Consider the following 21,496-nt stretch of genomic DNA (forward strand, 5'->3'; position numbering starts at 1 on the left):
GTAAATCGGTGTTGACGATCGGCCAATTGTACAGAGGATCGCCGGACGGGCTGCGCGAGTCGGGTCGAAGCCGTTCGATGGATGCTGTGCGAGCGGCACCGGGCCGCGTTCGAGGTCGTGCAGCCAGGGGCCGTTCAATCGCATGCTGCGAGCGCACACGGAAATTTTTTGGGCGCTTTGCATCTGGCCGCGCACTCGCTCCGTAAAGACGATTGAGGACTCACTTCTTCTGCCCGCATCGTTTAGTTCTTCTCAGAAGGACGGGGCCTCTTTGCGTCCGCGTTCTTGCGTTTGTGCATCGTGTGAGTATCCGTGTCCATGCATCTGCACCGCGAGTCCGCGGCATTGGCAGCGAACCATCTGAGGAGCATCGCCATGTCGAAGTCCAGCAATCAATCCGCTCAATCAGCAGAGCTTATCCAGGTACTTGACCGCCGGGTTGAACGGCGCCTGCAACGCAGACAGTTTTTCCGCAACGCCGGCGGCCTGGGTCTGGGGTTGGTCGGCGGTACGCTGATCAGTGCGTGCGGTGGCGGTTCCGGATCGAGCGCATCAGCGGCCAGCGCGCCGACTGACGCGGAGATCCTGAACTTCGCGCTGAATCTGGAATACCTCGAATCGCAGTTCTATACGTATGCGACGACGGGCTCGGGACTGCCCGCGAGCATGACCACGGGCGTCGGCACGATGGGCATGGTGATCCCAGGGCAGCAAGTGCCGTTCCAGGATCCCGTGGTACAGGCCTACGCGAACGAGATCGCCAATGACGAACGCGAGCACGTCAACTTTCTGCGCTCAGCCTTGGGTAGCGCAGCCGTGGCCATGCCTTCGATCGACATCGGCGGCACCAATCCGAGCGGGGCCTTCTCGAATGCGGCGCGGGCGGCGGGACTTGTCGGCGCGGGTGTCGCCTTCAATCCGTACGCGAACGACAACAACTTCCTGCTCGGCGCCTTCATCTTCGAAGACGTCGGCGTGACGGCCTACAAGGGCGCGTCGCCTCTGATCACCAACAAGACCTTCCTCGAAGCGGCGGCCGGCATTCTCGCGGCGGAGGCGTATCACGCGGGTCTGGTACGCACGGTGCTGTTTGCGAAAGGCGTCGACACGGCAAGCATCTACACGGCCGCCAACGCGATCTCCGCCGCGCGCGACAGCCTCGACAACAACGGCCACGACGATCAGGGCATCACCGGCGCGACGGCCGGTTCGTCGAACATCGTGCCGCTCGACAGCAACGGACTCGCGTTCAGCCGCGGCTATGGCAATGTACTCAACATCGTGTATCTGACGAGTTCTGTGGCGACCAAGGGCGGCTTCTTCCCGAACGGTGTGAACGGCACGCTCAACATGAGCGCCTGAAGCACGCAAGCTGCCGTGCCGGGTGCACCGGCAACGGGTCGCCGCGATGACCATCGCGCTCACCCGTCCCGGTCTTCATCTGCATTGCCTTGAACGCCTGAAAACGGACAGGAGCAGTCATGAACGAAGCGATGAGTCAGGCCGCCGTGCCTCAGACCCTCACCGAGCAGACCTGTTTCGACGTCCGCGAGGCGCTGGCCGGAAGGCGCCGCGGCGTGCGGGCGATGCTGCCGTTCGTCGGGCCGGCGGTGGTGGCCTCGATCGCGTATATGGACCCGGGCAACTTCGCCACCAATATCCAGGCGGGCGCCGGTTACGGCTATACCCTGCTGTGGGTGGTGGCGTTGGCGAACCTGGTGGCCATGCTGTTTCAGTCTCTATCCGCCAAGCTGGGGCTTGTCACCGGCAGCAATCTCGCCGAGTTATGCCGCTCGGCGCTGCCGCGCCGCTGCGTGCTCGCGATGTGGGGCATCAGCGAAATCGCGGCAATGGCAACCGATCTGGCGGAGTTCGTCGGCGGTGCAATCGGCGTTTCGTTGCTCACGCATCTACCGATGCTGCCCAGCATGCTGATCACCGCCGCCGTCACCTATGGCTTGCTGCAGTTCGAGAAGCGCGGCTTCCGCCCGCTCGAACTGGCGATCGCGGCGCTCATCGGTGTGATCGGGCTGTCGTATCTCGCCGAGTTGCTGATTGCGCCTGTGCATTGGCCGTCGGTCGTCGAACATACGTTCACGCCCAGCATGCCCGATAGCAATGCGTTGACGATTTCAGTCGGCATCATCGGCGCGACCGTGATGCCACATGTGCTGTTCCTGCATTCGGGACTCACGCAGAAGCGCGTGAAGCCGCGCAATGAAGGCGAACGTGCGAAGCTGCTGCGGTTTTCGAATCTCGAGGTCGTGGCCGCGCTCGGTGTCGCCGGGCTCATCAACATGGCGATGGTGATCATGGCCTCGAGCGCGTTTCACGCTGGCCATGCCGAGATCGCCAGCATCGAGACCGCGTGGCGCACACTGACGCCGCTGCTGGGTGGCGCCGCGGCGGGTCTCTTTCTCGCGGCGTTGATTGCTTCCGGGGTGTCGAGTTCAGTGGTCGGCACGCTGGCCGGGCAGATGATCATGCAGGGCTTTGTCGGCTTTCACATTCCTGTTTGGGCCCGACGGCTGATTACGATGGTGCCGGCCTTCGTCGTGGTTGCCGGCGGACTGGATGCGACGCGTGCGCTCGTGCTAAGCCAGGTGGTGCTGAGCATTGCGCTGCCCGTGCCGATGATCGCGCTCGTGTGGTTCACGTCGCGCGGCGATTTGATGGGCCGCTACAGGAACCGGCGTTCAACGACGATCGCGGCGGTAACCGGCACGGTTGTCGTGCTGGCACTGAATCTGATCTTGCTGCTGCAAGTGGCTGGGATTTCACCTTGGCCACCGTTCCGGGCGGGGTGAAGCAGCCGCCGGCATCCGGTCAACGAGTTTCATGTCGAAGACGGTCCGGCATGCGCAAGCTCTCCATGCGCGCCCTCACTGCGTTATCCCAAGCAAGTGCCTGCGGTCAGTCCGCCGGGGCGAGCACGAACTGCATCACATCTGTGCGCCCTTCGTCGAAACCGGCTTCGCAATATGCCAGATACAGCCGCCACGTCCGCACGAAAATCTCATCGAAGCCTTGCGCGCGAATCGTCTCGATCTGAGCTTCGAACTCACTGCGCCAGCGGCGCAGCGTCTCGGCGTAGTCGCGCCCGAATGCCAACGACGTGTGCGCCGCGAGCTTGCCGCGCCGGGCCGCTTCGACGAAACGCCGCGGACTCGGCAACATGCCGCCCGGAAAAATGAACTCGCGGATGAAGTCGCTAGTGGCGCGATAGGCTGCGAAGTGCGAGTCGTCGATCGTGATGGTTTGCACGAGCGCGCGTGCGCCTGGCTGTAAGCGTTCGCAAAGAATGCGGAAGTACGTCGGCCAGAATTTTTCGCCGACGGCTTCGAACATTTCGATCGATACGACACCGTCGTACTGGCCGGTCAGCGTACGGTAGTCGCACAATTCGAGGTGCACGCGCTCACTCAAGCCCGCTTCGCTCACACGCTTTCCGGCGAATTCGAACTGCGCCGGCGAGATCGTTACGCCGTGCACGTGAATGCCCTGGCGTGCCGCATGCATCGCAAAACCGCCCCACCCGCAGCCGATTTCCAGAATGCGCATGCCTTCGCGCAAACCGAGCGTATCGATGATGCGTTGATACTTCGCATGCTGCGCGTCTTCGAGCGATTGATAGAAATTGCCGTGAAACACCGCGCTTGAATACGTGAACGTCGAGTCCAGCCACTGCGCGTAGAACGCGTTACCGATGTCGTAGTGCGCGTGAATATTGCGCCGGCTGCCCGAGCGTGTATTGGGCCTCAGTTTATGACGCAACCCGTACCAGAGTTGGGCGAGCCAGCCGCCGTAGACGGTGCGTTGCAGTGCGCGTTCGTTGCGGATGGCGACGCGCAGCAAGGCGGCCAGATCCGGCGTGTCGACCCAGAACGAGCGCCACGCGTCGGCGAAACCGATGTCGCCTTTGCGCAGAATCGCCCCGCAGGCACGCCAGTCGCGCAACTCCAGACGCGCGGCCGGCGCCGCGCGCGGATCGCCGAACACGCGCTGCTGACCGTCGGGCGTGATCAGCACCAGATGTCCCACCTGAATCCGTTCGAGCAGAGAGAGAAACAGACGGCCCGACGCGGGGACGGGCCGGTGGCCGCTCAGGGTTCTTGAAAGCGCCATGGCTGAATCTCCTCAATCGGTCGAAATGCGGCGCGCAGCGGCGGACGGTCGACCGGCCGCGGCATGGTCGGTGGATGCGTCCGTGGAGGCATCGGCGGTGCGGCCCGGCGCAGGCTTTTTGCCATGGAACGGCACTCTTTTGATGGCGAGGCGCAACGCTTGCCAATGAATTCTTGCGACGACGCCGACGGTCAGGAGCGGCTGACGGATCAGCGCGGCAAGTGCTGTCGAACGTGTCAAGGGCCTCAGACGGCCACCGAGTGCCGTGCGAATCAGGAGCCCGTCGGCGTCGCGGTAGACGATCGAGACGGACGCACTGTTCGGCGTCTCTCTTACGCGAAATTCGTAACTCCCCTCGACGCGGCAAAATGGCGACACGTGTAGCACTTTGCGGCATTTGAGCTCTGTCTCAACCGTAATTGGCGCGTTGCCAGCGGCGCTCAGCAGATAGCTGTGGCGATCGCCGAACGTGTTGCGCACCTCCGCCAGCAGCGCACGCAATTGCCCGTCGCGGTCGTGGCAAAACCAGAAGCTAACCGGATTGAACGCGTAGCCGAACACGCGCGGAAACGCCTGCAGCCAGATCCTGCCGTTCGCCACGTCCAGGCCCGCGGCGGATAGTTGCGCGCGCATCCACGTGGCAAGATCGCTGCCGTCACACGGACCGTGATCGCACTGGTGAAGGCTCAGCAAACGCCACCGGTCGATGCCGAACCATCCATGATCGAGCGACGCCAGACGATCCAGATCACAGCGCACGTAAAACACCGGATACGTGAAGCGATGATGCTTCGGCCGCAGACGCTCGTGCATCACCTGGCCCGTCAAAAGCCACGCGGCCGGATCGATGTCGACGTCAACGCGAGCAGGATTCATAGCGTGGCCCATGCCGGCGAAGCGTCGAAATCGGCGGCCACGCGCAGTGCCGACTTCAGTCCGTCCTCATGAAAACCATAGCCCGTCCACGCGCCCGCGAACCAGGTGCGGCGCTTGCCTTGCAGCGACGGCAGACGGTGCTGCGCATCGATGGCGGCCAGATCGAACAGCGGATGGTCGTAGACGAAGCGGCGCAGTTCGGTCCCCGGCGCGGGTTGCGTCACCGGATTGAGCGTGACGACAAGCGGCGTTCTGAACGGCAGCGGCTGGAGCTGATTGACCAGATAGCTGACACACACCGGATGCGTGCTGTCGACGCCGCGGCTTCCCAGGTAATTCCACGCCGACCACACGCGCTGACGACGCGGCAGCAGATTCGTATCCGTATGCAGCACGGCGACGTTCGGCTGGTAGCGCACCGCACTGAGCACGCCGCGCTCGTCCTCGCCCGCGTCTTCGAGCAGCCGCAGCGTAGTCGGCGCATGGGTGGCAAGCACGAGCGCGTCGAAACGCTCCGCGCCGTTGTCCGTGAAGACGTCGACGCCGTCGGCATCGCGCCGCACGCCTCTAACCGCGGTGGCGATGCGGACGTCGTCGAGCGTGCCGACGATACGGCGCACATACTCGCGCCCTCCTCCAGCCACCGTCCTCCACTGCGGCCGGCGGTTCACCTGAAGCAGCGCATGGTTCAGGCAAAAGCGCAGGAAGGTGGTGGCCGGAAAGGCGAGGATGTCGGCGGTCGCGCTCGACCAGATCGCAGCGGCCATCGGCAACAGATAGTGACGCTGGAACGCGCCGCCGTAGCCGCCGGCCGCCAGCAGTTCGCCCATCGACGCGCGCGTTTGCGTCGCGATTTCGAGGTTCCGCTGCGCGCTGCGGTTGAAACGCATGATGTCGCGCAGCATGCCGATGAAGGTCGGCGAAAACATATTGCGGCGCTGCGCGAATACCGTGTTCAGGCTGGTGCCGGCCCATTCCAGGCGGCCTTCATCGAGCGAGACTGAAAAGGTCATGTCGCTCGGATGCGACTCGACGCCCAGTTCGGCGAACAGCGCGATCAGATTCGGATAGGTATGGTCGTTGAAAACGAGGAAACCGGTGTCGACGGGATGCGTGTGGCCTTCGAGCATCACGTCCACCGTGTTGGTGTGACCGCCCATGTAGCCGGCCGATTCGAACAAGGTGACCTGATGGTTGCGCGCCAGCAGATAGGCGCTGGCTAAACCCGAGATACCGGCGCCGATGACCGCGACCCGCGAGCCGCGCGGTAGTGGAGAGGTCGGTGCGGGGTGGGCCATGGGCGCGTCTCCTGGTCGTGGGACGCGCTTTGGTCGAGGGGATGTGGCGGGGGTTGCGCGCCCTTGAGGGATTTACGCAACGGGGGTGGAAATGGATGCAAAGGGGGCGGATTTTGCAGGCGTGAAGAAGTTACCGATTTAGTTGCCGTGCGGTGCCCTTACGCTATTTGCGGCGCAGCATGAGTAGCTCAACTGCTCATCCCAGTCGGATCCACGCCCCTCGGGGGTGAGGTCGAACAGGTTCCAGAGTGGTTCGAGCGTACCGGTGTGGCGGCAGTCCTGTCCGGGATCGGCGGGTGCGAACAGGAGCTCAGTGCCCCAGAAGTGGCGGATCACGCCGCCATCGCGATGGAACACGTTCAGCATGGGCATCTGTGCCCCGTCCGCCGTTTCACCGAAGTAGTCGCGGTTGTAATTGTTTCCCGCCGAAGACAGCAGGCGCAGGCGCCGCCAGCCGCGCTCATGGGCAAAGGCAAGAATGCGCGGCAGAGGGGCCTTCGCGACTGTCACGAGATTGAGACGTGGGGCGACGTGCTCCGCGGCGCCCTCGAACTGGTCAAGCAGCGCGGTGCACGATGGGCATGGGCCGTCCTCGAGCTTCAGGAGCGCCGTCGAGCCGGCCTCGGGCCCTGGCCGTCTGTCATTGGACGCGCGGGGGAACATGAAGCTGTAGATCGCGACCGAATCTAAGCCGGGTGCAAACAACTCAGACAATCTCACATCGCCCGGTACGCCGTCCGACCCTTGACCTTCGAAAACGTAGTCCTCCAGAATAAGCCCGCCAGACGGCAGCGCTCGCCTGGCAGCGGCCACCGCCTCCATGTTGCGGCGTAATTCGATCTCCCGCTCGAGCAGGTTATCGCGCGCGGCCCTGTACTCCGCGGACTCGTTTGGAAACCGGATAGTCATGAGTTTCTACCTCCCTGCGGATCGCCTGGGAACGGATCGCGTCCCTCGTTGAAGTGTCGCCGCGGCTGCGCCTCGGACGGCTCCCCTGGGCCATGATGTGGTTGTGTCTCGCTGGGTCACATCATTCCGCCTATGCCGCCCTGGCTTCCGGTGCCGCCTGTGCCGCCGGAGCCCGTGCCCGCACCTGGGGCCACAGTAATCGGATGCGCCGCTCCCATCGTTGCCATAAGCGCGAGGGCGGTAGCGTCAGGCGCGCCGTTGGCATCGATTGCACCGCGAGCGAGGAGCGCTTCGAGATCACTGTCCACGCCTGGTTGACCGACAGTAAATGAAGTGGTCAGGAAGTTGGGCGTGGACAGCGCCACACCGTACGTCTGTTGAATGTTCTGTGCCACAGCGGCCTGCGCGGTCAGCAGATCGTTCTGATTTGCCAGCGTCTGCTGAAACAGCGTACTCGCCGGGAAGCCGGCGATAAGCCCACTCTCGTTCGTACCGAGCTGCCCCGCCACGTACGACAGTAACAGGTCGGTTTCGGGTGTGACGTTGTACGTGCCGCCGGCGAACGCAACTGAATGCAGCACCGTCGCGCTCGATGTTGCGGTGATCATGCACGGCATCACCGCGTGGAGCGTCGCCCGGTAGTTGCCGTTCACATCTGCGCCGACCGACATCGAGCCCTGTGCGCAACTGATATTGATCGTCGCGTTCGCGAGCGCCTTGCCGGTTGCGGCCGTACCGGCGAGTGCGACCGTGGACATGCTGCTCGCGCCAGAGCCGCCTCCGCCTCCGCCACAGGCCGCGAACAAGGCGACGGACGCGATCAGCAGCAGTCCGCTGGCGGATCGAATGACATGCGGTTGTCGGATGTTCATGGAGAGCCTGCCACGGGTTGTTCGAACACGTCGTTTAAACGGTCTGCGGGGGCGGTCTATTCCATTTTTGCGCAAAGATCGGTGTGCAGAGGCGTGTGGTGATGGGTGAACCCTGGCTCGAAAAATATGATTGACGCGTCCCGTCCCCAGTACGAAAGCGTACCGACATCCGCGGCAATGGTGCATACCGTACAAAACTGCAATGGCTAACCGAACAGTTGTTATGGACCCGGGTTTGAAGTCGTCATTTATTTTTGGAGCAGGCAATGAATGATCTGTTGGCTTTTGCCATCGACGCGCATGGCGGCCTGGAACGCTGGAACAGCTTTACGAAACTCGAAGCGCCACTGTCAATTGACGGAGCGATCTGGCATTTGAAGCAACAGCCGGGGCTGCTTGCCGACAAACTCTTCGAGATCAAAACACACACCGAACAGCTGACGATCACGCCATTCACCGCACCGGATAGGCGCAGTGTGTTCGTACCGGACAGGCTGACGTTGGAAACCCTGGCGGGTGTTGTCGTGGAAAGTCGCGAGAATCCGGAAGCGTTTTTTGCCGGGCAGACGATCGAGACGCCGTGGGACAGTTTTCATGTCGCCTATTTCGCAAGCGAAGCGCTCTGGACTTATTTGACTTCACCATTTCTCTACACGTACCCCGGTTTCGAAACCGAAGAGATAGAGCCATGGCATGAAAATGCCGAAGTGTGGCGGCGCCTGAAAGTCACGTTCCCAGACTATGTGGCGAGCCACACCAAAACACAGGTTACGCATTTCGGGCCCGATGGACTCATGCGGCGTCACGACTACACGGTCGACATTTTGGGCGGGGCGACCGGCGCGAATTATCCGGGTAATTATCGCGAGTTCCAGGGCATCCGAATGCCGACTATGCGTCGAATCTACGCTTACGACGACGCCATGCAGAAGGTGCCGGAACCACTGTTGGTCTCGCTCGACTTCGGCGAGCTACGGTTCAGCTGAGTGGGGTGTCGGGTTGAGGCAGTTCGGTACGGACGGGGAGTCGACGGACATTCGCACCGACAACGCAATTTTCGACAATGCGAAAGACCTCGCAGAGCGAGCATTCGCGCATAAGGTCGCAAACAAGGTTGAAGCGGCCTATCACCGTACCGACCTTTTGGAACAGCGGCGACCGATGATGGGAGCTTGGGCAACGCACGTCTGGAAGAGGTGACGCCAACGCGAGGCATTAGGTGCCGGCGACGGGGTAAGCTATCGGTGGCATCTTTTTTCTCGCGAGGTAGCGCTGTAAGGCCCGGTTGCCAAGATGAACTAGCAAACCGACCAGTAGCGTTGCGACTATCCAATAAAAAAGCGCTGCGAGCGCTTCCATGTCGTCAGGGTTTGCCAAGTCGTCGCGTCCAGCGACGGACAGACAAAACCGTATAAACATATCGACCGGATACGGCATGTCGCTACAAGGAAAAACACGTCGATAACGTTCCCGCATGGAATCAGATCAGGGAGGTGCGAGAGAAACAATCCACCAATAACCGGCGCCGCGATGAAAACGACGCAAGCTCTCAGCTTCACAATGATTTTCCTCATTTGACCTCAACGGTCCCATATGCCCGCAAGGCTGTACCGGGTACGGGCAAGCTTGCCGCGCGCGTGCGGATGAATTTTTGAAGCCTGTCGAATTCATATGGATGGACAACCGTAACGCAGCCCTCGCTCAACCGCCGCACTCCCATTGGGTGCAACCTAAATTACCCCGCTTGATTCCATTGATGTTGGTCGTATCGCCCGACGCGGGATTCCAGAGCATGAACCATTTGCGCCTGTCGGTTGTACCAAAACCATAGGCGTCCCACATGTCGTAGAAAAAACCAAGATAGCCGCCTGACTGTCGATCCACAAGGTAGTACGTCCCCTTCGGGAGTGGGCCAACGTTTTCCATAGCCGTATCATCGGGATTGTCCCGGCCTTGATCGGTTCCCGAAAATGCCTCTACCGGCGCGGTTCCTTCACACGTGAGAGTAGAGGTCGTTTGCTTGTTAAGAACAAAGGTGCATTTGACCGGCATTCGACTTATCCCAAGTCAATTCATCGCGTTGTTTTTGATGTACAGCGTAGCAGTGACCGCACCGCCACTTCCGCCCATCTCATTCTGCACGAAGTATTCGTGTTTCATCGTTGCGAAAGATAGATGTACTTCCTCGTGACAAGAAACGCCGCCACCGATAGGCTCAACCTGCGTAATGACCACATCGTACATTGTGATCTTCAGGTACTCGAATGGCAGCCGTCCCGCCTTTCGTGCGGTCAATTTCACTTGGTCGATATGCCTGCCCATGAAGCAGTATTTGCCAGATTCGGGCTGGCACGGTCTAGCTGGTGGGTGAATTGAAGATCGGAACCGTAGCCTTGGCCGCACCGCCGCCGGAACCCGACATCATGGTTGACTGCTGCGAAACTTTCCAACGCCATCCAATCGCATCAATTTCGTTCAGGTGCGAAGCATCCTGCGATTCGCCGTCGATAACCTAGCAGATTGCCGGATGCTCATGTTTTTGGGATATTTGCCGCAAACAAAAAAAACCGACCCTTTCGAGGTCGGCCTTCGCGCCCATCAATTTGTGGGTGGCGCACGGTGACACGTATCGACCGCCTTTTTTGGGGCGGAAGATTCAGCCAGTAAGGTTATTCATTCGCGACTGTCTGCGTTAGTGTTGCGCGTTTGTCCGCGAGTGCATCCTCGAACAGACCAAAAATGGAAACCTGCGCGACGGTTGAGAGATCGCAGAAGTGCTCCGCGAATTCTTCAAGACTCAACAGCGCAGCCATCGCCTGCAATTGATCGAAGCGAATGACAGTGGCGTCGAATGGACCAGCCGTGAAACACGGCTCGATGACGGGCCCCAAAAGCAAAACCCCCGCAAGGCTTGCGCTTTGCGGGGGTTTCTAATTTGGCGGAAAGGGTGAGATTCGAACTCACGGTACCCCTAAAGGTACACTGGATTTCGAGTCCAGCGCATTCGACCACTCTGCCACCTTTCCGGGTCTTCCAACTCACAGCAACGTAACTGTTTCGTCAGATCCAAGCGGGTCGTTGCTTGGGAGAGAAAGATTATAGAACAGCTGAATCCGATTTCCAAGCCCTTCGCCAGAATTTTTTAAAGCGACGCGGCAAGCGGTAATGGCATCAGCCGCGCATCAACCCGGCATCAATCAGGCCGCCGGCACTTCCAGCCGCTCCAGGCCACCGAGGTACGGACGCAGCGCCGCCGGCACCGTCACCGATCCATCCGCGTTCTGGAAATTCTCCAGCACGGCCACGAGCGTGCGGCCAACCGCCAGACCCGATCCGTTCAGCGTATGCACCAGCTCCGGCTTGCCTTGCGCATTGCGAAAGCGTGCCTGCATCCGGCGGGCCTGGAACGACTCCGTGTTCGAGCAGCTCGAAATCTCGCGATACGTATTCTGCGCAGGCACCCACACTTCCAGGTCATACGTCTTGGCAGCCGAAAAGCCCATGTCGCCCGTGCACAGCGTAATCACCCGGTACGGCAGTTCAAGCTTCTGCAGGATCGTCTCAGCGTGGCCGACCATCTGTTCCAGCGCGTCATACGACGCTTCCGGCGCGACGATCTGCACCATTTCGACCTTGTCGAACTGATGCTGGCGAATCAGGCCGCGCGTATCGCGGCCATATGAGCCCGCTTCCGAGCGGAAGCACGGTGAATGCGCAGTCAGCTTGATAGGCAGCGTGTCCGCTTCGACAATGCTGTCGCGCACCGTGTTCGTCAGCGATATTTCCGACGTCGAAATCAGATATTGCGTAACCGTATTCTCGTCACCGCCCTTCTCGACGCGGAACATGTCGTCGGCGAATTTCGGCAGTTGGCCGGTGCCGTACAGAATCTCCGGATTCACGATGTACGGCGTGTATACCTCGGTATAGCCGTGGTGCTGCGTGTGCGTGTCGATCATGAACTGCGCCAGCGCGCGATGCAGCCGTGCAATCTGTCCACGCAGCATCGTGAAACGCGCGCCCGACAGTTTCGCGCCGGTCTCGAAATCGAGGCCGAGCGGCGTGCCGACGTCGACGTGATCCTTCACCTCGAAATCGAACTGGCGGGGCGTGCCCCAGCGGCGCACTTCGACGTTCCCGGTTTCGTCCTGGCCCTGGGGCACGCTTTCGTGCGGCAGGTTCGGCACGCCGAGCAGCAGGTCGGACAGACGCTTCTGGATATCGTCCAGCCTCGCCGCCGACGCCTTCATCTCGTCGCCGATGCCACCCACTTCGGCCATTAGCGCCGACGTATCCTCGCCCCGCCCCTTCATCCCGCCGATCTGCTTCGACAAAGTGTTGCGGCGCGCCTGCATTTCCTCGGTACGGGTCTGGGTGTCGCGGCGTTCCGCTTCGAGCGCGGTAAAGGCCGCCACGTCGAGGGTGTAGCCGCGGTCGGCGAGGCGCCTGGCGACGCCGTCAAGGTCTTTGCGCAGCAGCTGAATGTCGAGCATGGGATGGGGCAGGTATTCGTTGTATGAAGCAGGGATTTTAGCGCACCGGCACGGGCGGCCGGTGCGTTAGATCGTTGAGGGCCGCGCAATGGCGATACAGCATCCGAAACGGCCGCAGAAGCACAAGCGACGACTCTCAGCCCTTTTTAGGCTTGTTCTCGCTGCGCCACTGCGCGTCAAGCTCGGCCAGACGCGCCATCTTGTCGCCGATCTTGCCTTCGAGACCGCGCGGCGTCGGCTCGTACCAATGCGGATCACGCATGTTGTCCGGGAGATAGGTTTCGCCGGCCGCGTAGGCATCGGGCTCGTCGTGCGCATAGCGGTATTCATGACCGTAGCCAAGTTCCTTCATCAGCTTGGTCGGCGCGTTACGCAGATGCACCGGCACCCCGCGCGACTGGTCTTTGCTGACGAAACGGCGTGCCTCGTTGTACGCGTTGTAACCCGCGTTCGACTTCGGTGCGACCGCCAGATAGATGATCGCCTGCGCCAGCGCCAGTTCGCCTTCGGGCGTGCCGAGGCGCTCGTAGGTTTCGGCGGCGTCGAGCGCGATGCGGGCCGCGCGCGGGTCGGCGAGGCCGATGTCTTCCCATGCCATCCGCACGATGCGCCGCGCGAGATAACGTGGGTCGGCGCCGCCGTCGAGCATGCGGCAGAACCAGTACAGCGCGCCGTCGGGGCTGCTGCCGCGCACCGATTTATGTAGCGCGCTGATCTGGTCGTAGAATGCGTCGCCGCCTTTGTCAAAACGGCGCAGATTCTCGGCGAGCGCGCTGCCGAGCAACGCGCCGTCGATTTCGGTCGTCTTCTGCTGCGCAGCCGCGCGGGCGACGATTTCGAGGTTGTTCAGCAGCTTGCGGCCGTCGCCGTCGGCGGAACCGATCAGGGCGTCGCGCGCTTCGTCGGTGAACGTGAGGCCGCCGAGTTCTTGCTGCGCGCGATCGAGCAGTTCGCGCTGCTCTTCGTCGGTGAGGCTTTTCAGCACGTAGACGGCGGCTCGCGAGAGCAACGCGCTATTCACCTCGAACGATGGATTCTCGGTCGTCGCGCCGACGAACACGAACAGCCCCGACTCGACGTGCGGTAAGAACGCGTCCTGCTGACTTTTGTTGAAGCGATGTACCTCGTCGACGAACACGAGCGTCTGATGCCCGTTGGCACGATGAATTTGCGCCATCTCGACCGCTTCGCGGATATCCTTCACGCCCGACAGCACGGCGGACAACGCGATGAACTCGGCGTGAAACGCGTCGGCCATGAGCCGCGCAAGCGTGGTTTTGCCGACGCCGGGCGGGCCCCACAGGATCATCGAATGAGCTTCGCCAGATTCGAAGGCGACCCGCAACGGCTTGTTCGGGCCAAGCAGGTGCTTCTGACCGATCACTTCGTCGATATTGCGGGGCCGCAGGCGTTCGGCGAGCGGAACATTGGCACGGGGTTCTTCAAACATGACGTTTTGGGGATAATCTCGGCTTTTCCGGACGCGGTCCGTGTGAAGGCGGCGTGCTGCCGGACGGGCAAAGCCGGCGCACGGCGGCGCGGGCAACGTCCCGCATTATGACAGTGACCGCGCCTGAACGCGCCCTGGCCAATCGGCCAACGTGCGCTCGCTCGCCGATCCGGCCTGGAAAAAATCACATAACATCGCAAGCAACATCGACAGGGACACGACCAGATGGCACAAGACCCACTCGCCGGCGACGCCGGCTCCACCTACGCCCCGCTCACGCCGGTGCCCGACGCGCGCCGCGCGTTTCGCACCGGCGACGCTTTCGCGCTCTGGTTTTCGCTCGGCATCGGCCTGCTGGTCGCGCAGGCGGGCGCACTGCTGGTGCCGGGGCTGTCGCTGCCGCATGCCTTGCTGGCGATCGTGATCGGCAGCGTGATCGGTGTCGTATTGCTGGCGCTGGCCGGCGTGATCGGCACGGATACGGGGCTCGCGGCGATGTCGTCGCTGCGCCCGACGCTCGGTGTGCGTGGCGCGTCGGTGCCGGCGGTGCTGAATGCGGTGCAACTGGTCGGCTGGGGCTCGTTCGAGGTAATCGTGATGCGCGATTCCGCCGATGCGCTCGCCAAACAGGCCTTCGGTTTCTCGATGCCGCTGATCTGGACGATCGTCTTCGGCCTGCTCGCGACACTGCTGGCAATCAGCGGCCCGCTGTCGTTCGTGCGCCGGTTTCTGCGCACGTGGGGCATCTGGCTGCTGCTGGCCGGCGCCGTGTGGCTCTCGTGGAACCTGCTCGCCAAGCACGATCTGAGCGCGCTGATGCGCCGCCCGGGAACCGGCGAGATGTCGTTCGGCGGCGCGATCGATCTGGTGGTCGCGATGCCGCTGTCATGGCTACCGCTGATCGCCGACTACACGCGCTTCGGCCGGCGCCCAGGCGAAACCTTCCGCGGCACGCTGCTGGGTTACGGCATTGCGAACATCTGGTTTTACGCGCTCGGCGCGATCTATGGTCTCGCGGCAGGCGGTGGCGACGCGCTCCTGACCGGTGCGCTGGCGCAAGCGGGCGGCGGCCTCGCCCTGCTGCTGATCCTGATCGACGAGGTCGACAACGCGTTCGCGGATATCCACTCGGCAGCGGTTTCAACCGGCACGTTCTGGACGCGCGGCACTGTCCCGTTGTTGTCGGCGGCATTCGGTGCGCTGTGCACGGCGATCGCCTTGCTCGTGCCGATGGCGAAGTATCAGAACTTCCTGCTACTGATCGGCTCCGTGTTCGCGCCGCTGTTCGGCGTGGTGCTGGTGGATCACTTCATCGTGCGCAAGCGTCGCATTGAAGCCGCCGTGCTCGCCGACGTTCGCGGCCGTTATGGCTTCTCAGGCGGCTGGCATCTGAGCGCGTTTATCGCGTGGGCAATCGGGATCGTGTCGTATCAGGCGATCAATCAATGGCTGCCGAATCTGGGCGCGACGTTGCCCGCGTTGGCGATTGGTGCGGTGTGTTATCTGGCGCTGGTGTCGACTCGCAAGACTGCGTACGCGTAAGCGGAGCAAACATCACCGCGATACGGAAAAGGCCTGCAAATGCAGGCCTTTTCTCTTCATGCGTCATCAACCTTAATCAGCTCAACTCGCAGCTCAACCCGCAGTTCACCCGCAGTTCCAGCCCCACTTCACCGCTTTGACGTCCGATACTCGACGCCCGGCAACACGCACAGCAATTCGAACGCGAGATTCGCGCCGAGCAGCGCGGTCGTGCCGAACGGATCGTACGGCGGCGCCACCTCGACCAGATCGCAGCCGACGATGTTTAATCCATGCGAGCCGCGAATGATTTCGAGCGCCTGCGGCACCGTCAAACCGGCGATTTCCGGTGTGCCCGTACCCGGCGCAAAGGCCGGATCGATCCCGTCGATGTCGAACGTGATGTACACCGGACCATCGCCCATGCGTTCACGCACGCGCGCCATCAGCGGCACCAGCGACTGGTTCCAGCACGCCTCGGCCTGCACGACTTCGAAGCCCTGATCGCGGCACCAGTCGAAATCTTCGGCCGCGTAACCCGTGCCACGCAGACCGATCTGCACGACGCGGTCGCAATCGAGCAGGCCCTCTTCCACCGCGCGGCGGAATGGCGTGCCGTGCGCGATTTTCTCGCCCATCATCGTGTCGTTGACGTCGGCGTGCGCATCCACGTGAATCAGGCCAACCTTGCCGTGCTTGCGATGAATTGCGCGCAGGATCGGCAGCGCGATCGTGTGATCGCCGCCGAGCGTGATCGGCTTGCAGTCGTGCTGGAGAATCTCGTCGTAGGCGGTTTCGATGCGTTTGATCGAATCGTGCAGGTTGTATGGATTGATCGCGACGTCGCCAAGGTCGGCCACGCGCAGCGAATCGAACGGCGCCGCGCGCGTCGCCATGTTGTACGGGCGCAGCAGCACCGATTCGCTGCGGATCTGGCGCGGGCCGAAGCGCGCGCCGGTGCGGTTCGAGGTGCCGAGATCGAACGGCACGCCGACGAAGCAGGCGTCGAACCCTTCGGCCGAGCCGACGTTCGGCAACCGCATCATCGTCGCAATGCCGCCACAACGGGGCATGGCGTTGCCGGACAACGGCTGCGGCCGTTCACCGGCGTCGGGGGAAATGAAGGAGGAAGTATTCATCGTGTCTCGGCAATGAAAAGAGGGGCAGTAAGCAAATACGTGCAACCGGCCGAGGCATCACGAGAAAAGCGCACCTTGCCGGGCGAATCTCGATTCTTGAGCAGTTTCCAGCAAGTTAAAATACGAACAGAATAAACTTCACATTGATTCGTAGCGATGTATCCTGCCGTATGTTCTCCCAACTCACCGATCTCGACCTGCGGCTGATCCGCGTCTTCCTCGCCATTGTCGACGCCGGCGGCGTCTCGCCGGCCCAGGCCACCCTGAACGTCGGCCAGTCGACCATCAGCACACAACTCGCCACGCTGGAAACGCGCCTTGGCTACCGGCTGTGCGAACGCGGCCGCGGCGGCTTCAGCCTGACCGCGCGCGGCGAGCAATTCATTGACGCAGCGCGCGCGCTGCTGTCCGCCGTCGATACCTTCGGCATGCAGGCGCGCAATGTCGGCCGCAAGCTGGTCGGCACGCTCGATATCGGCATGATCGGGCACACGCCGGTATCGGCGAGCGCGCGGATCAGCGACGCGATCGGCCGGTTTCGGGCACGCGATCAGTCGGTGCGTTTTTCGATTCTGGTGCGCTCGCCGGGCGAGCTGGAAGAGCTGTTGCTGAATGGCCGGATTCAGATCGGCATCGGCTATTTCTGGCATCGCGTGCCGTCGCTCGAATACACCGAGGTGTTCGCCGAAGATCAGTTCGCGTATTGCGCGAAGGGGCATCCGCTGTTCGCTTCAGCCGGAGACGTGTCACCCGCCGAAGCCGCGGCTCACGAATGGGCGTGGCGCAGTTATCCGCTGCCTGAAGCGGAGAGCTCGACCACGCCGCACAACGTCACCGCCGTCGCGGACAACATGGAAGCGGTCGCGATGCTGGTGCTGTCGGGCCAGCATCTCGGCTATCTGCCCGGGCATTTCGCCGCGCCGTTCGTCAAACAGGGTTTGCTGGCCGCGTTGAATCCGGCACAGATGCGGTATCGCGTGGCGTTCCATATGGTTACGCGGGCGCGTCAGCATCGAACGGATATCGTCGAAGCGTTCATCGACGACATGAAGGCCGCGCACGCCGCCCCGCACGCTGAGGTAGACGAATAGCGGACACCGGGATGGTGCTTCACGCTGCCTCCGGCGATGCTTGCGAGAGGTTCGTTGAATACCGCCGAAGCGCAATAAAAAAGCCGCGCCCGATGGCGCGGCTTTCAGTCAGGCACAGCTCAAAGCCGGCGCCTACCCATTGATCACATCCGCGCCCTTCGGCACCGTGAACTTGAATGCATCGGCCGGCAGCGGCGGGTTCTTCTGAATGTTCGAGAACGTTAGCAGCGTCACGTTGCCGAACACGTCATGCAGCTCCATCGCCTCAAGATTGCCATCCTTGAAGCCGATGCCGACTCGCTGAAACTGTGTGTCTTTCGCCTTGGGCGTCAGTTCGAGCCAGTCGATGCCGGCCTTCACGCCCGCATCGCGCAGCGTGAAGTTCTTGTCCAGGTCGTTGCTGCCGAACAGGATCGCCGCCGGGCTCGCGCCGAGCGCGCCGCCGAGGGTGCGCACCGTCACCTGGTTCAGATCCTTGTCATACACGTAGAGCTTGTCGCCGTCGGCTTGCAGCAGTTGTGCATAGGGCTTCTCGTACTGCCAGATGAACTTGCCGGGACGCGCGAACGTGAATGTGCCGCTCGACGTGCCAGTCTTGCCGGCCGTGGACAATACACCGCTCGCACCTTGCGCCTTGCTCGGCGCGCGCACTTCCTGCTGCACGAAGGTACCGCGCGCGGAATGCACTTGCGCGACGAACGCCTTCAGTTGGTCGGTGCCGCTCGCGGATGCTTGCGACGCGACGAGCATCGACGCGCCGATCACCACACTGCCGACGCCACGGACGAGCGTGCGCGCGAGTTGGCCGAAACGGCGGGGTTGAGCACGCTGGCGAGCGTGCTGCTGCGCGAAAAACTGCATGGTGTTTTCTCCCTTGATTGAATGTGTTGAGCGCTCACGACGGCCGGCGAACGACACGGCGACTGCGGGGGCAGTGGCGGTTAGTTTGAACCGCGTGGCCGGCGGGCGAGCCCGTGGCCTTCATGAGCAGCTTAAGCGCCGAGCCTTAAACGGGCCTTATGCGGGACGTTTCGTGTCTTGGCTCAGCTCCCAGCACGCACGTTTCGCGCCGCGGCGCCAGCGCCGCGTGGCGCCTTATTCCGCTTCCCGCGCCGGCGCAAGAATCTCGCGATTGCCGTTCGACGACATCGCCGACACCACGCCCGAGTTCTCCATCTGCTCGAGCAAACGCGCCGCGCGGTTATAGCCGATGCGCAAATGCCGCTGCACCAGCGAGATCGACGCCCGGCGGTTTTTCAGCACCACGTCGACCGCCTGGTCGTATAACGGGTCCGACTCGCCATCGCCCGAGCCGGTTCCCCCGGCGCCCGCGGAGCCTTCGTCGCCCTCGCCCGTCACGCCGCCTTCGAGAATGCCCTCGATATAGTTCGGCTCGCCCTGCTCCTTGAGCTTGTCGACGACGCGGTGCACTTCCTCATCCGACACGAACGCGCCGTGCACCCGCACCGGCAAGCCGCTGCCCGGCGGCAGGTACAGCATGTCGCCCATGCCGAGCAGCGATTCCGCGCCCTGCTGGTCGAGAATCGTGCGCGAGTCGATCTTCGACGACACCTGGAACGCCATCCGCGTCGGCACGTTGGCCTTGATCAGGCCAGTGATCACGTCAACCGACGGACGCTGCGTGGCCAGAATCAGATGGATGCCGGCCGCGCGCGCTTTCTGCGCGATCCGCGCAATCAGCTCCTCGACCTTCTTGCCGACCACCATCATCAGATCGGCGAGTTCGTCGATCACGACGACGATGTTCGGCAGACGCGCCAGCGGTTCCGGATCGTCCGGCGTCAGGCTGAACGGATTCGGCAGCTTCTCTTCGCGCTTCGCGGCTTCGTCGATCTTGTTGTTGTAGCCGGCGAGGTTACGCACGCCGAGCTTGCTCATCAGCTTGTAGCGGCGCTCCATTTCGGCAACCGCCCAATTAAGCGCATGCCCCGCCTGGCGCATGTCCGTCACGACCGGACACAGCAGATGCGGAATGCCTTCGTAGACGCTCATTTCGAGCATCTTCGGATCGATCAGGATCATCCGGACCTGGTCGGCGCTCGCCTTGTAGAGCAGCGACAGGATCATCGCGTTGATCCCCACCGACTTGCCCGAACCGGTCGTACCGGCCACCAGCAAGTGCGGCATTTTCGCGAGATCGGCGCACACCGGCTTGCCGCCGATGTCCTTGCCGAGGCCCATGGTCAGCGGCGAAGCCGCGTCCGCATAAACCGCCGAGCCGAGAATCTCCGAGAGACTCACAGTTTGGCGGCGCTGATTCGGCAACTCCAGCGCCATGAAATTCTTGCCCGGAATCGTTTCGACCACGCGAATCGACACCAGCGACAGCGAACGCGCGAGATCTTTCGCCAGACCGACGATCTGGCTGCCCTTCACACCAGTGGCCGGCTCGATTTCGTAACGCGTGACGACGGGGCCCGGATAGGCCGCGACCACGCTCACTTCGACGCCGAAGTCCTTGAGCTTCTTCTCGATCAGACGCGAGGTGAATTCGAGCGTATCGGCGGAAATGGTTTCCTGCGCGGCCGGCGCCGCGTCGAGCAGCGAGATCGGCGGCAACGTGGAGTCGCCCGGCAGGTCCGTGAACAACGGCACTTGCCGTTCTTTCTCGACGCGCTCCGATTTGGCCGGCGTGACGACCGGCGGCACGATCATGACCGGTTCGTGTTCCTCGATCCGCACGCGGCCCTTTTCGACCTTGCCTTCGCGCTTCACGGCGGCGGCTTCGCCCAATTTACGGTCGCGGCCGGCCTCGCGGCGCAGTTTGGCGAAAGTCACGGCCGAAATGATCGATTCACCGACCCGTTCCGATACCGACAACCACGAAAAGCGGAAATACAGCGACAAACCGATGCCGAGCACGATCAGCAGCGCCAACGTGCCGCCCGTGAAACCCAGCGCATGTGACACCCCGCGCGCGACCGCTTCGCCGATCACGCCGCCCGGCGCGCGCGGCAGTTGCACTTTGAGCGACCACATGCGCAGCGCCTCGATACCGTCGCAGGCAAGCAACACCAGCATGAACGCGAACGCGTCCGCGAGCCAGCTGATATCGCGCGGCGCGTCTTCCTGCGGTTCCTCGTGACGGGTGATACGGCGGTAATTGGCGGAGATATGACGGCCGAGCAGCACGATCCACCAGTAGGCGGACAAGCCGAACAGCAGCAGCAGGATGTCAGACGTCCACGCGCCGACCCGGCCCGCCCAGTTGGCGATGTGGTCGACCTGCGCGGCGTGCGTCCAGCTCGGATCGTGCCGGCTGTAGCTGACGAGCGCCATGAGCAGGAACACGCCGAGCGCGACCTGCAAGATCCAGCGGATTTCGGTGAAAAGGCGCGACATGCGGTGCGGCAATGCCTGCGCGCTCGCGGAATAGGGAGCTTTTGCCATTGATCCTGTTGCTTGTGTGGCCGATTCGCTGCCAGAGTCGCGGCCCGAAGCCGCGCCTAGGGCGGCTCCAGACCTGGCCCCGGCTGCCGGGTCCAGCGATGCGGCCTATTGTAAACGCAGTGTCGGACGCGAGGCTGTAAATGACGGTAACTTAGCCAATTGGCCTCGCGAAAGGCTCCCGAGCCCCACGGCGACGCTATCGCCACGATCGGAAAGCTTCATGGAGCAGGCCGGCGTGCCGCCCTTTATAATGCCGCTCTGATACCCATCTATAGTTACAGCTCAAGTCGCGCGGCCTCGCATGGGCGAGC

At 62.5% G+C, this 21,496-nt stretch carries 15 protein-coding genes, 1 tRNA gene and 2 pseudogenes; 5 read left to right on the forward strand and 13 right to left on the reverse strand.

What is annotated here, in order from left to right; all coding sequences use genetic code 11:
- The first annotated feature begins 375 nt into the window (after positions 1 to 375).
- On the forward strand, positions 376 to 1,362 hold the full coding sequence (locus PQR53_RS11625; protein ID WP_408453327.1) for a ferritin-like domain-containing protein: 987 nt from the start codon (positions 376 to 378) through the stop codon (positions 1,360 to 1,362).
- Positions 1,363 to 1,481: 119 nt separating this feature from the next.
- Positions 1,482 to 2,807, forward strand: a complete 1,326-nt coding sequence (locus tag PQR53_RS11630; RefSeq protein WP_408453330.1) for an Nramp family divalent metal transporter — start codon at positions 1,482 to 1,484, stop codon at positions 2,805 to 2,807.
- A gap of 106 nt (positions 2,808 to 2,913) precedes the next feature.
- Here PQR53_RS11630 and PQR53_RS11635 read toward each other — a convergent pair whose 3' ends face one another.
- The 5 genes from PQR53_RS11635 to PQR53_RS11655 all read right to left on the reverse strand — a co-directional run bounded on the left by PQR53_RS11635 (position 2,914) and on the right by PQR53_RS11655 (position 8,080).
- Positions 2,914 to 4,125, reverse strand: coding sequence for a class I SAM-dependent methyltransferase (locus tag PQR53_RS11635; protein WP_408453333.1), 1,212 nt, complete (start codon positions 4,123 to 4,125; stop codon positions 2,914 to 2,916).
- A gap of 12 nt (positions 4,126 to 4,137) precedes the next feature.
- On the reverse strand, positions 4,138 to 5,001 hold the full coding sequence (locus PQR53_RS11640; RefSeq protein WP_408453336.1) for a DUF1365 domain-containing protein: 864 nt from the start codon (positions 4,999 to 5,001) through the stop codon (positions 4,138 to 4,140).
- Complete coding sequence (locus PQR53_RS11645) at positions 4,998 to 6,299, reverse strand: NAD(P)/FAD-dependent oxidoreductase (RefSeq protein WP_408453339.1); 1,302 nt, start codon at positions 6,297 to 6,299, stop codon at positions 4,998 to 5,000. Before PQR53_RS11645 ends, PQR53_RS11640 begins: the two co-directional genes overlap by 4 nt.
- Positions 6,300 to 6,437: 138 nt before the next feature.
- A complete protein-coding gene (locus PQR53_RS11650; protein ID WP_408453342.1) occupies positions 6,438 to 7,208 on the reverse strand; it encodes a DUF899 family protein in 771 nt (256 codons plus the stop codon).
- Positions 7,209 to 7,324: 116 nt separating this feature from the next.
- Positions 7,325 to 8,080: a hypothetical protein gene (locus PQR53_RS11655; RefSeq protein WP_408453345.1), complete on the reverse strand. Its 756-nt coding sequence runs from the start codon at positions 8,078 to 8,080 to the stop codon at positions 7,325 to 7,327.
- A 266-nt stretch (positions 8,081 to 8,346) separates the two neighbouring features.
- Here PQR53_RS11655 and PQR53_RS11660 point away from each other — a divergent pair, with 266 nt between their 5' ends.
- Positions 8,347 to 9,066, forward strand: coding sequence for a hypothetical protein (locus PQR53_RS11660; RefSeq protein ID WP_408453348.1), 720 nt, complete (start codon positions 8,347 to 8,349; stop codon positions 9,064 to 9,066).
- Between the two features lie 584 nt (positions 9,067 to 9,650).
- On the opposite strand, the pseudogene PQR53_RS11665 reads toward PQR53_RS11660, so the two are convergent.
- The 5 genes and pseudogenes from PQR53_RS11665 to PQR53_RS11685 form a co-directional block, all read right to left on the reverse strand.
- Positions 9,651 to 10,132: pseudogene (locus PQR53_RS11665) on the reverse strand (DUF2778 domain-containing protein).
- A gap of 15 nt (positions 10,133 to 10,147) precedes the next feature.
- Positions 10,148 to 10,589, reverse strand: a pseudogene (locus tag PQR53_RS11670) (Hcp family type VI secretion system effector).
- 427 nt (positions 10,590 to 11,016) lie between these two features.
- Positions 11,017 to 11,106 (reverse strand) — tRNA-Ser (locus tag PQR53_RS11675).
- A 171-nt stretch (positions 11,107 to 11,277) separates the two neighbouring features.
- A complete protein-coding gene (gene serS, locus PQR53_RS11680; protein WP_408453351.1) occupies positions 11,278 to 12,573 on the reverse strand; it encodes a serine--tRNA ligase in 1,296 nt (431 codons plus the stop codon).
- Between the two features lie 136 nt (positions 12,574 to 12,709).
- Entirely contained in the window at positions 12,710 to 14,023 is a 1,314-nt protein-coding gene (locus tag PQR53_RS11685; protein ID WP_408453354.1) for a replication-associated recombination protein A, read from the reverse strand.
- 225 nt (positions 14,024 to 14,248) lie between these two features.
- Here PQR53_RS11685 and cytX point away from each other — a divergent pair, with 225 nt between their 5' ends.
- Positions 14,249 to 15,565: a putative hydroxymethylpyrimidine transporter CytX gene (gene cytX / locus PQR53_RS11690; RefSeq protein WP_408453357.1), complete on the forward strand. Its 1,317-nt coding sequence runs from the start codon at positions 14,249 to 14,251 to the stop codon at positions 15,563 to 15,565.
- Positions 15,566 to 15,693: 128 nt separating this feature from the next.
- Here cytX and speB read toward each other — a convergent pair whose 3' ends face one another.
- Complete coding sequence (gene speB, locus PQR53_RS11695; protein ID WP_408453360.1) at positions 15,694 to 16,683, reverse strand: agmatinase; 990 nt, start codon at positions 16,681 to 16,683, stop codon at positions 15,694 to 15,696.
- 170 nt (positions 16,684 to 16,853) lie between these two features.
- On the opposite strand from speB, the gene PQR53_RS11700 reads away from it, so the two are divergent.
- Positions 16,854 to 17,774 carry a LysR family transcriptional regulator gene (locus PQR53_RS11700; RefSeq protein ID WP_408453363.1) on the forward strand — a complete coding sequence of 307 codons (921 nt, stop codon included), beginning with the start codon at positions 16,854 to 16,856 and terminating at the stop codon, positions 17,772 to 17,774.
- Positions 17,775 to 17,906: 132 nt separating this feature from the next.
- Here the strand turns inward: PQR53_RS11700 and lolA are convergent, their stop codons facing one another.
- Both lolA and PQR53_RS11710 read right to left on the reverse strand, forming a co-directional pair.
- Positions 17,907 to 18,635, reverse strand: a complete 729-nt coding sequence (gene lolA / locus PQR53_RS11705; RefSeq protein ID WP_408453366.1) for an outer membrane lipoprotein chaperone LolA — start codon at positions 18,633 to 18,635, stop codon at positions 17,907 to 17,909.
- A 234-nt stretch (positions 18,636 to 18,869) separates the two neighbouring features.
- Positions 18,870 to 21,185 carry a DNA translocase FtsK gene (locus PQR53_RS11710; protein ID WP_408453369.1) on the reverse strand — a complete coding sequence of 772 codons (2,316 nt, stop codon included), beginning with the start codon at positions 21,183 to 21,185 and terminating at the stop codon, positions 18,870 to 18,872.
- Between the last annotated feature and the right edge of the window lie 311 nt (positions 21,186 to 21,496).

It is taken from the genome of Paraburkholderia fungorum (assembly GCF_046027605.1).
Lineage (GTDB): Bacteria > Pseudomonadota > Gammaproteobacteria > Burkholderiales > Burkholderiaceae > Paraburkholderia > Paraburkholderia fungorum_F.

Coding starts and splice junctions, on each gene's coding strand:
- PQR53_RS11660 (WP_408453348.1), top strand. CDS start 8,347: ATGAATGATCTGTTGGCTTTTGCCATCGACGCGCATGGCGGCCTGGAA.
- lolA (WP_408453366.1), bottom strand. CDS start 18,635: ATGCAGTTTTTCGCGCAGCAGCACGCTCGCCAGCGTGCTCAACCCCGC.
- PQR53_RS11685 (WP_408453354.1), bottom strand. CDS start 14,023: ATGTTTGAAGAACCCCGTGCCAATGTTCCGCTCGCCGAACGCCTGCGG.
- PQR53_RS11645 (WP_408453339.1), bottom strand. CDS start 6,299: ATGGCCCACCCCGCACCGACCTCTCCACTACCGCGCGGCTCGCGGGTC.
- speB (WP_408453360.1), bottom strand. CDS start 16,683: ATGAATACTTCCTCCTTCATTTCCCCCGACGCCGGTGAACGGCCGCAG.
- PQR53_RS11630 (WP_408453330.1), top strand. CDS start 1,482: ATGAACGAAGCGATGAGTCAGGCCGCCGTGCCTCAGACCCTCACCGAG.
- PQR53_RS11625 (WP_408453327.1), top strand. CDS start 376: ATGTCGAAGTCCAGCAATCAATCCGCTCAATCAGCAGAGCTTATCCAG.
- PQR53_RS11655 (WP_408453345.1), bottom strand. CDS start 8,080: ATGAACATCCGACAACCGCATGTCATTCGATCCGCCAGCGGACTGCTG.
- PQR53_RS11635 (WP_408453333.1), bottom strand. CDS start 4,125: ATGGCGCTTTCAAGAACCCTGAGCGGCCACCGGCCCGTCCCCGCGTCG.
- PQR53_RS11650 (WP_408453342.1), bottom strand. CDS start 7,208: ATGACTATCCGGTTTCCAAACGAGTCCGCGGAGTACAGGGCCGCGCGC.
- PQR53_RS11710 (WP_408453369.1), bottom strand. CDS start 21,185: ATGGCAAAAGCTCCCTATTCCGCGAGCGCGCAGGCATTGCCGCACCGC.
- serS (WP_408453351.1), bottom strand. CDS start 12,573: ATGCTCGACATTCAGCTGCTGCGCAAAGACCTTGACGGCGTCGCCAGG.
- cytX (WP_408453357.1), top strand. CDS start 14,249: ATGGCACAAGACCCACTCGCCGGCGACGCCGGCTCCACCTACGCCCCG.
- PQR53_RS11700 (WP_408453363.1), top strand. CDS start 16,854: ATGTTCTCCCAACTCACCGATCTCGACCTGCGGCTGATCCGCGTCTTC.
- PQR53_RS11640 (WP_408453336.1), bottom strand. CDS start 5,001: ATGAATCCTGCTCGCGTTGACGTCGACATCGATCCGGCCGCGTGGCTT.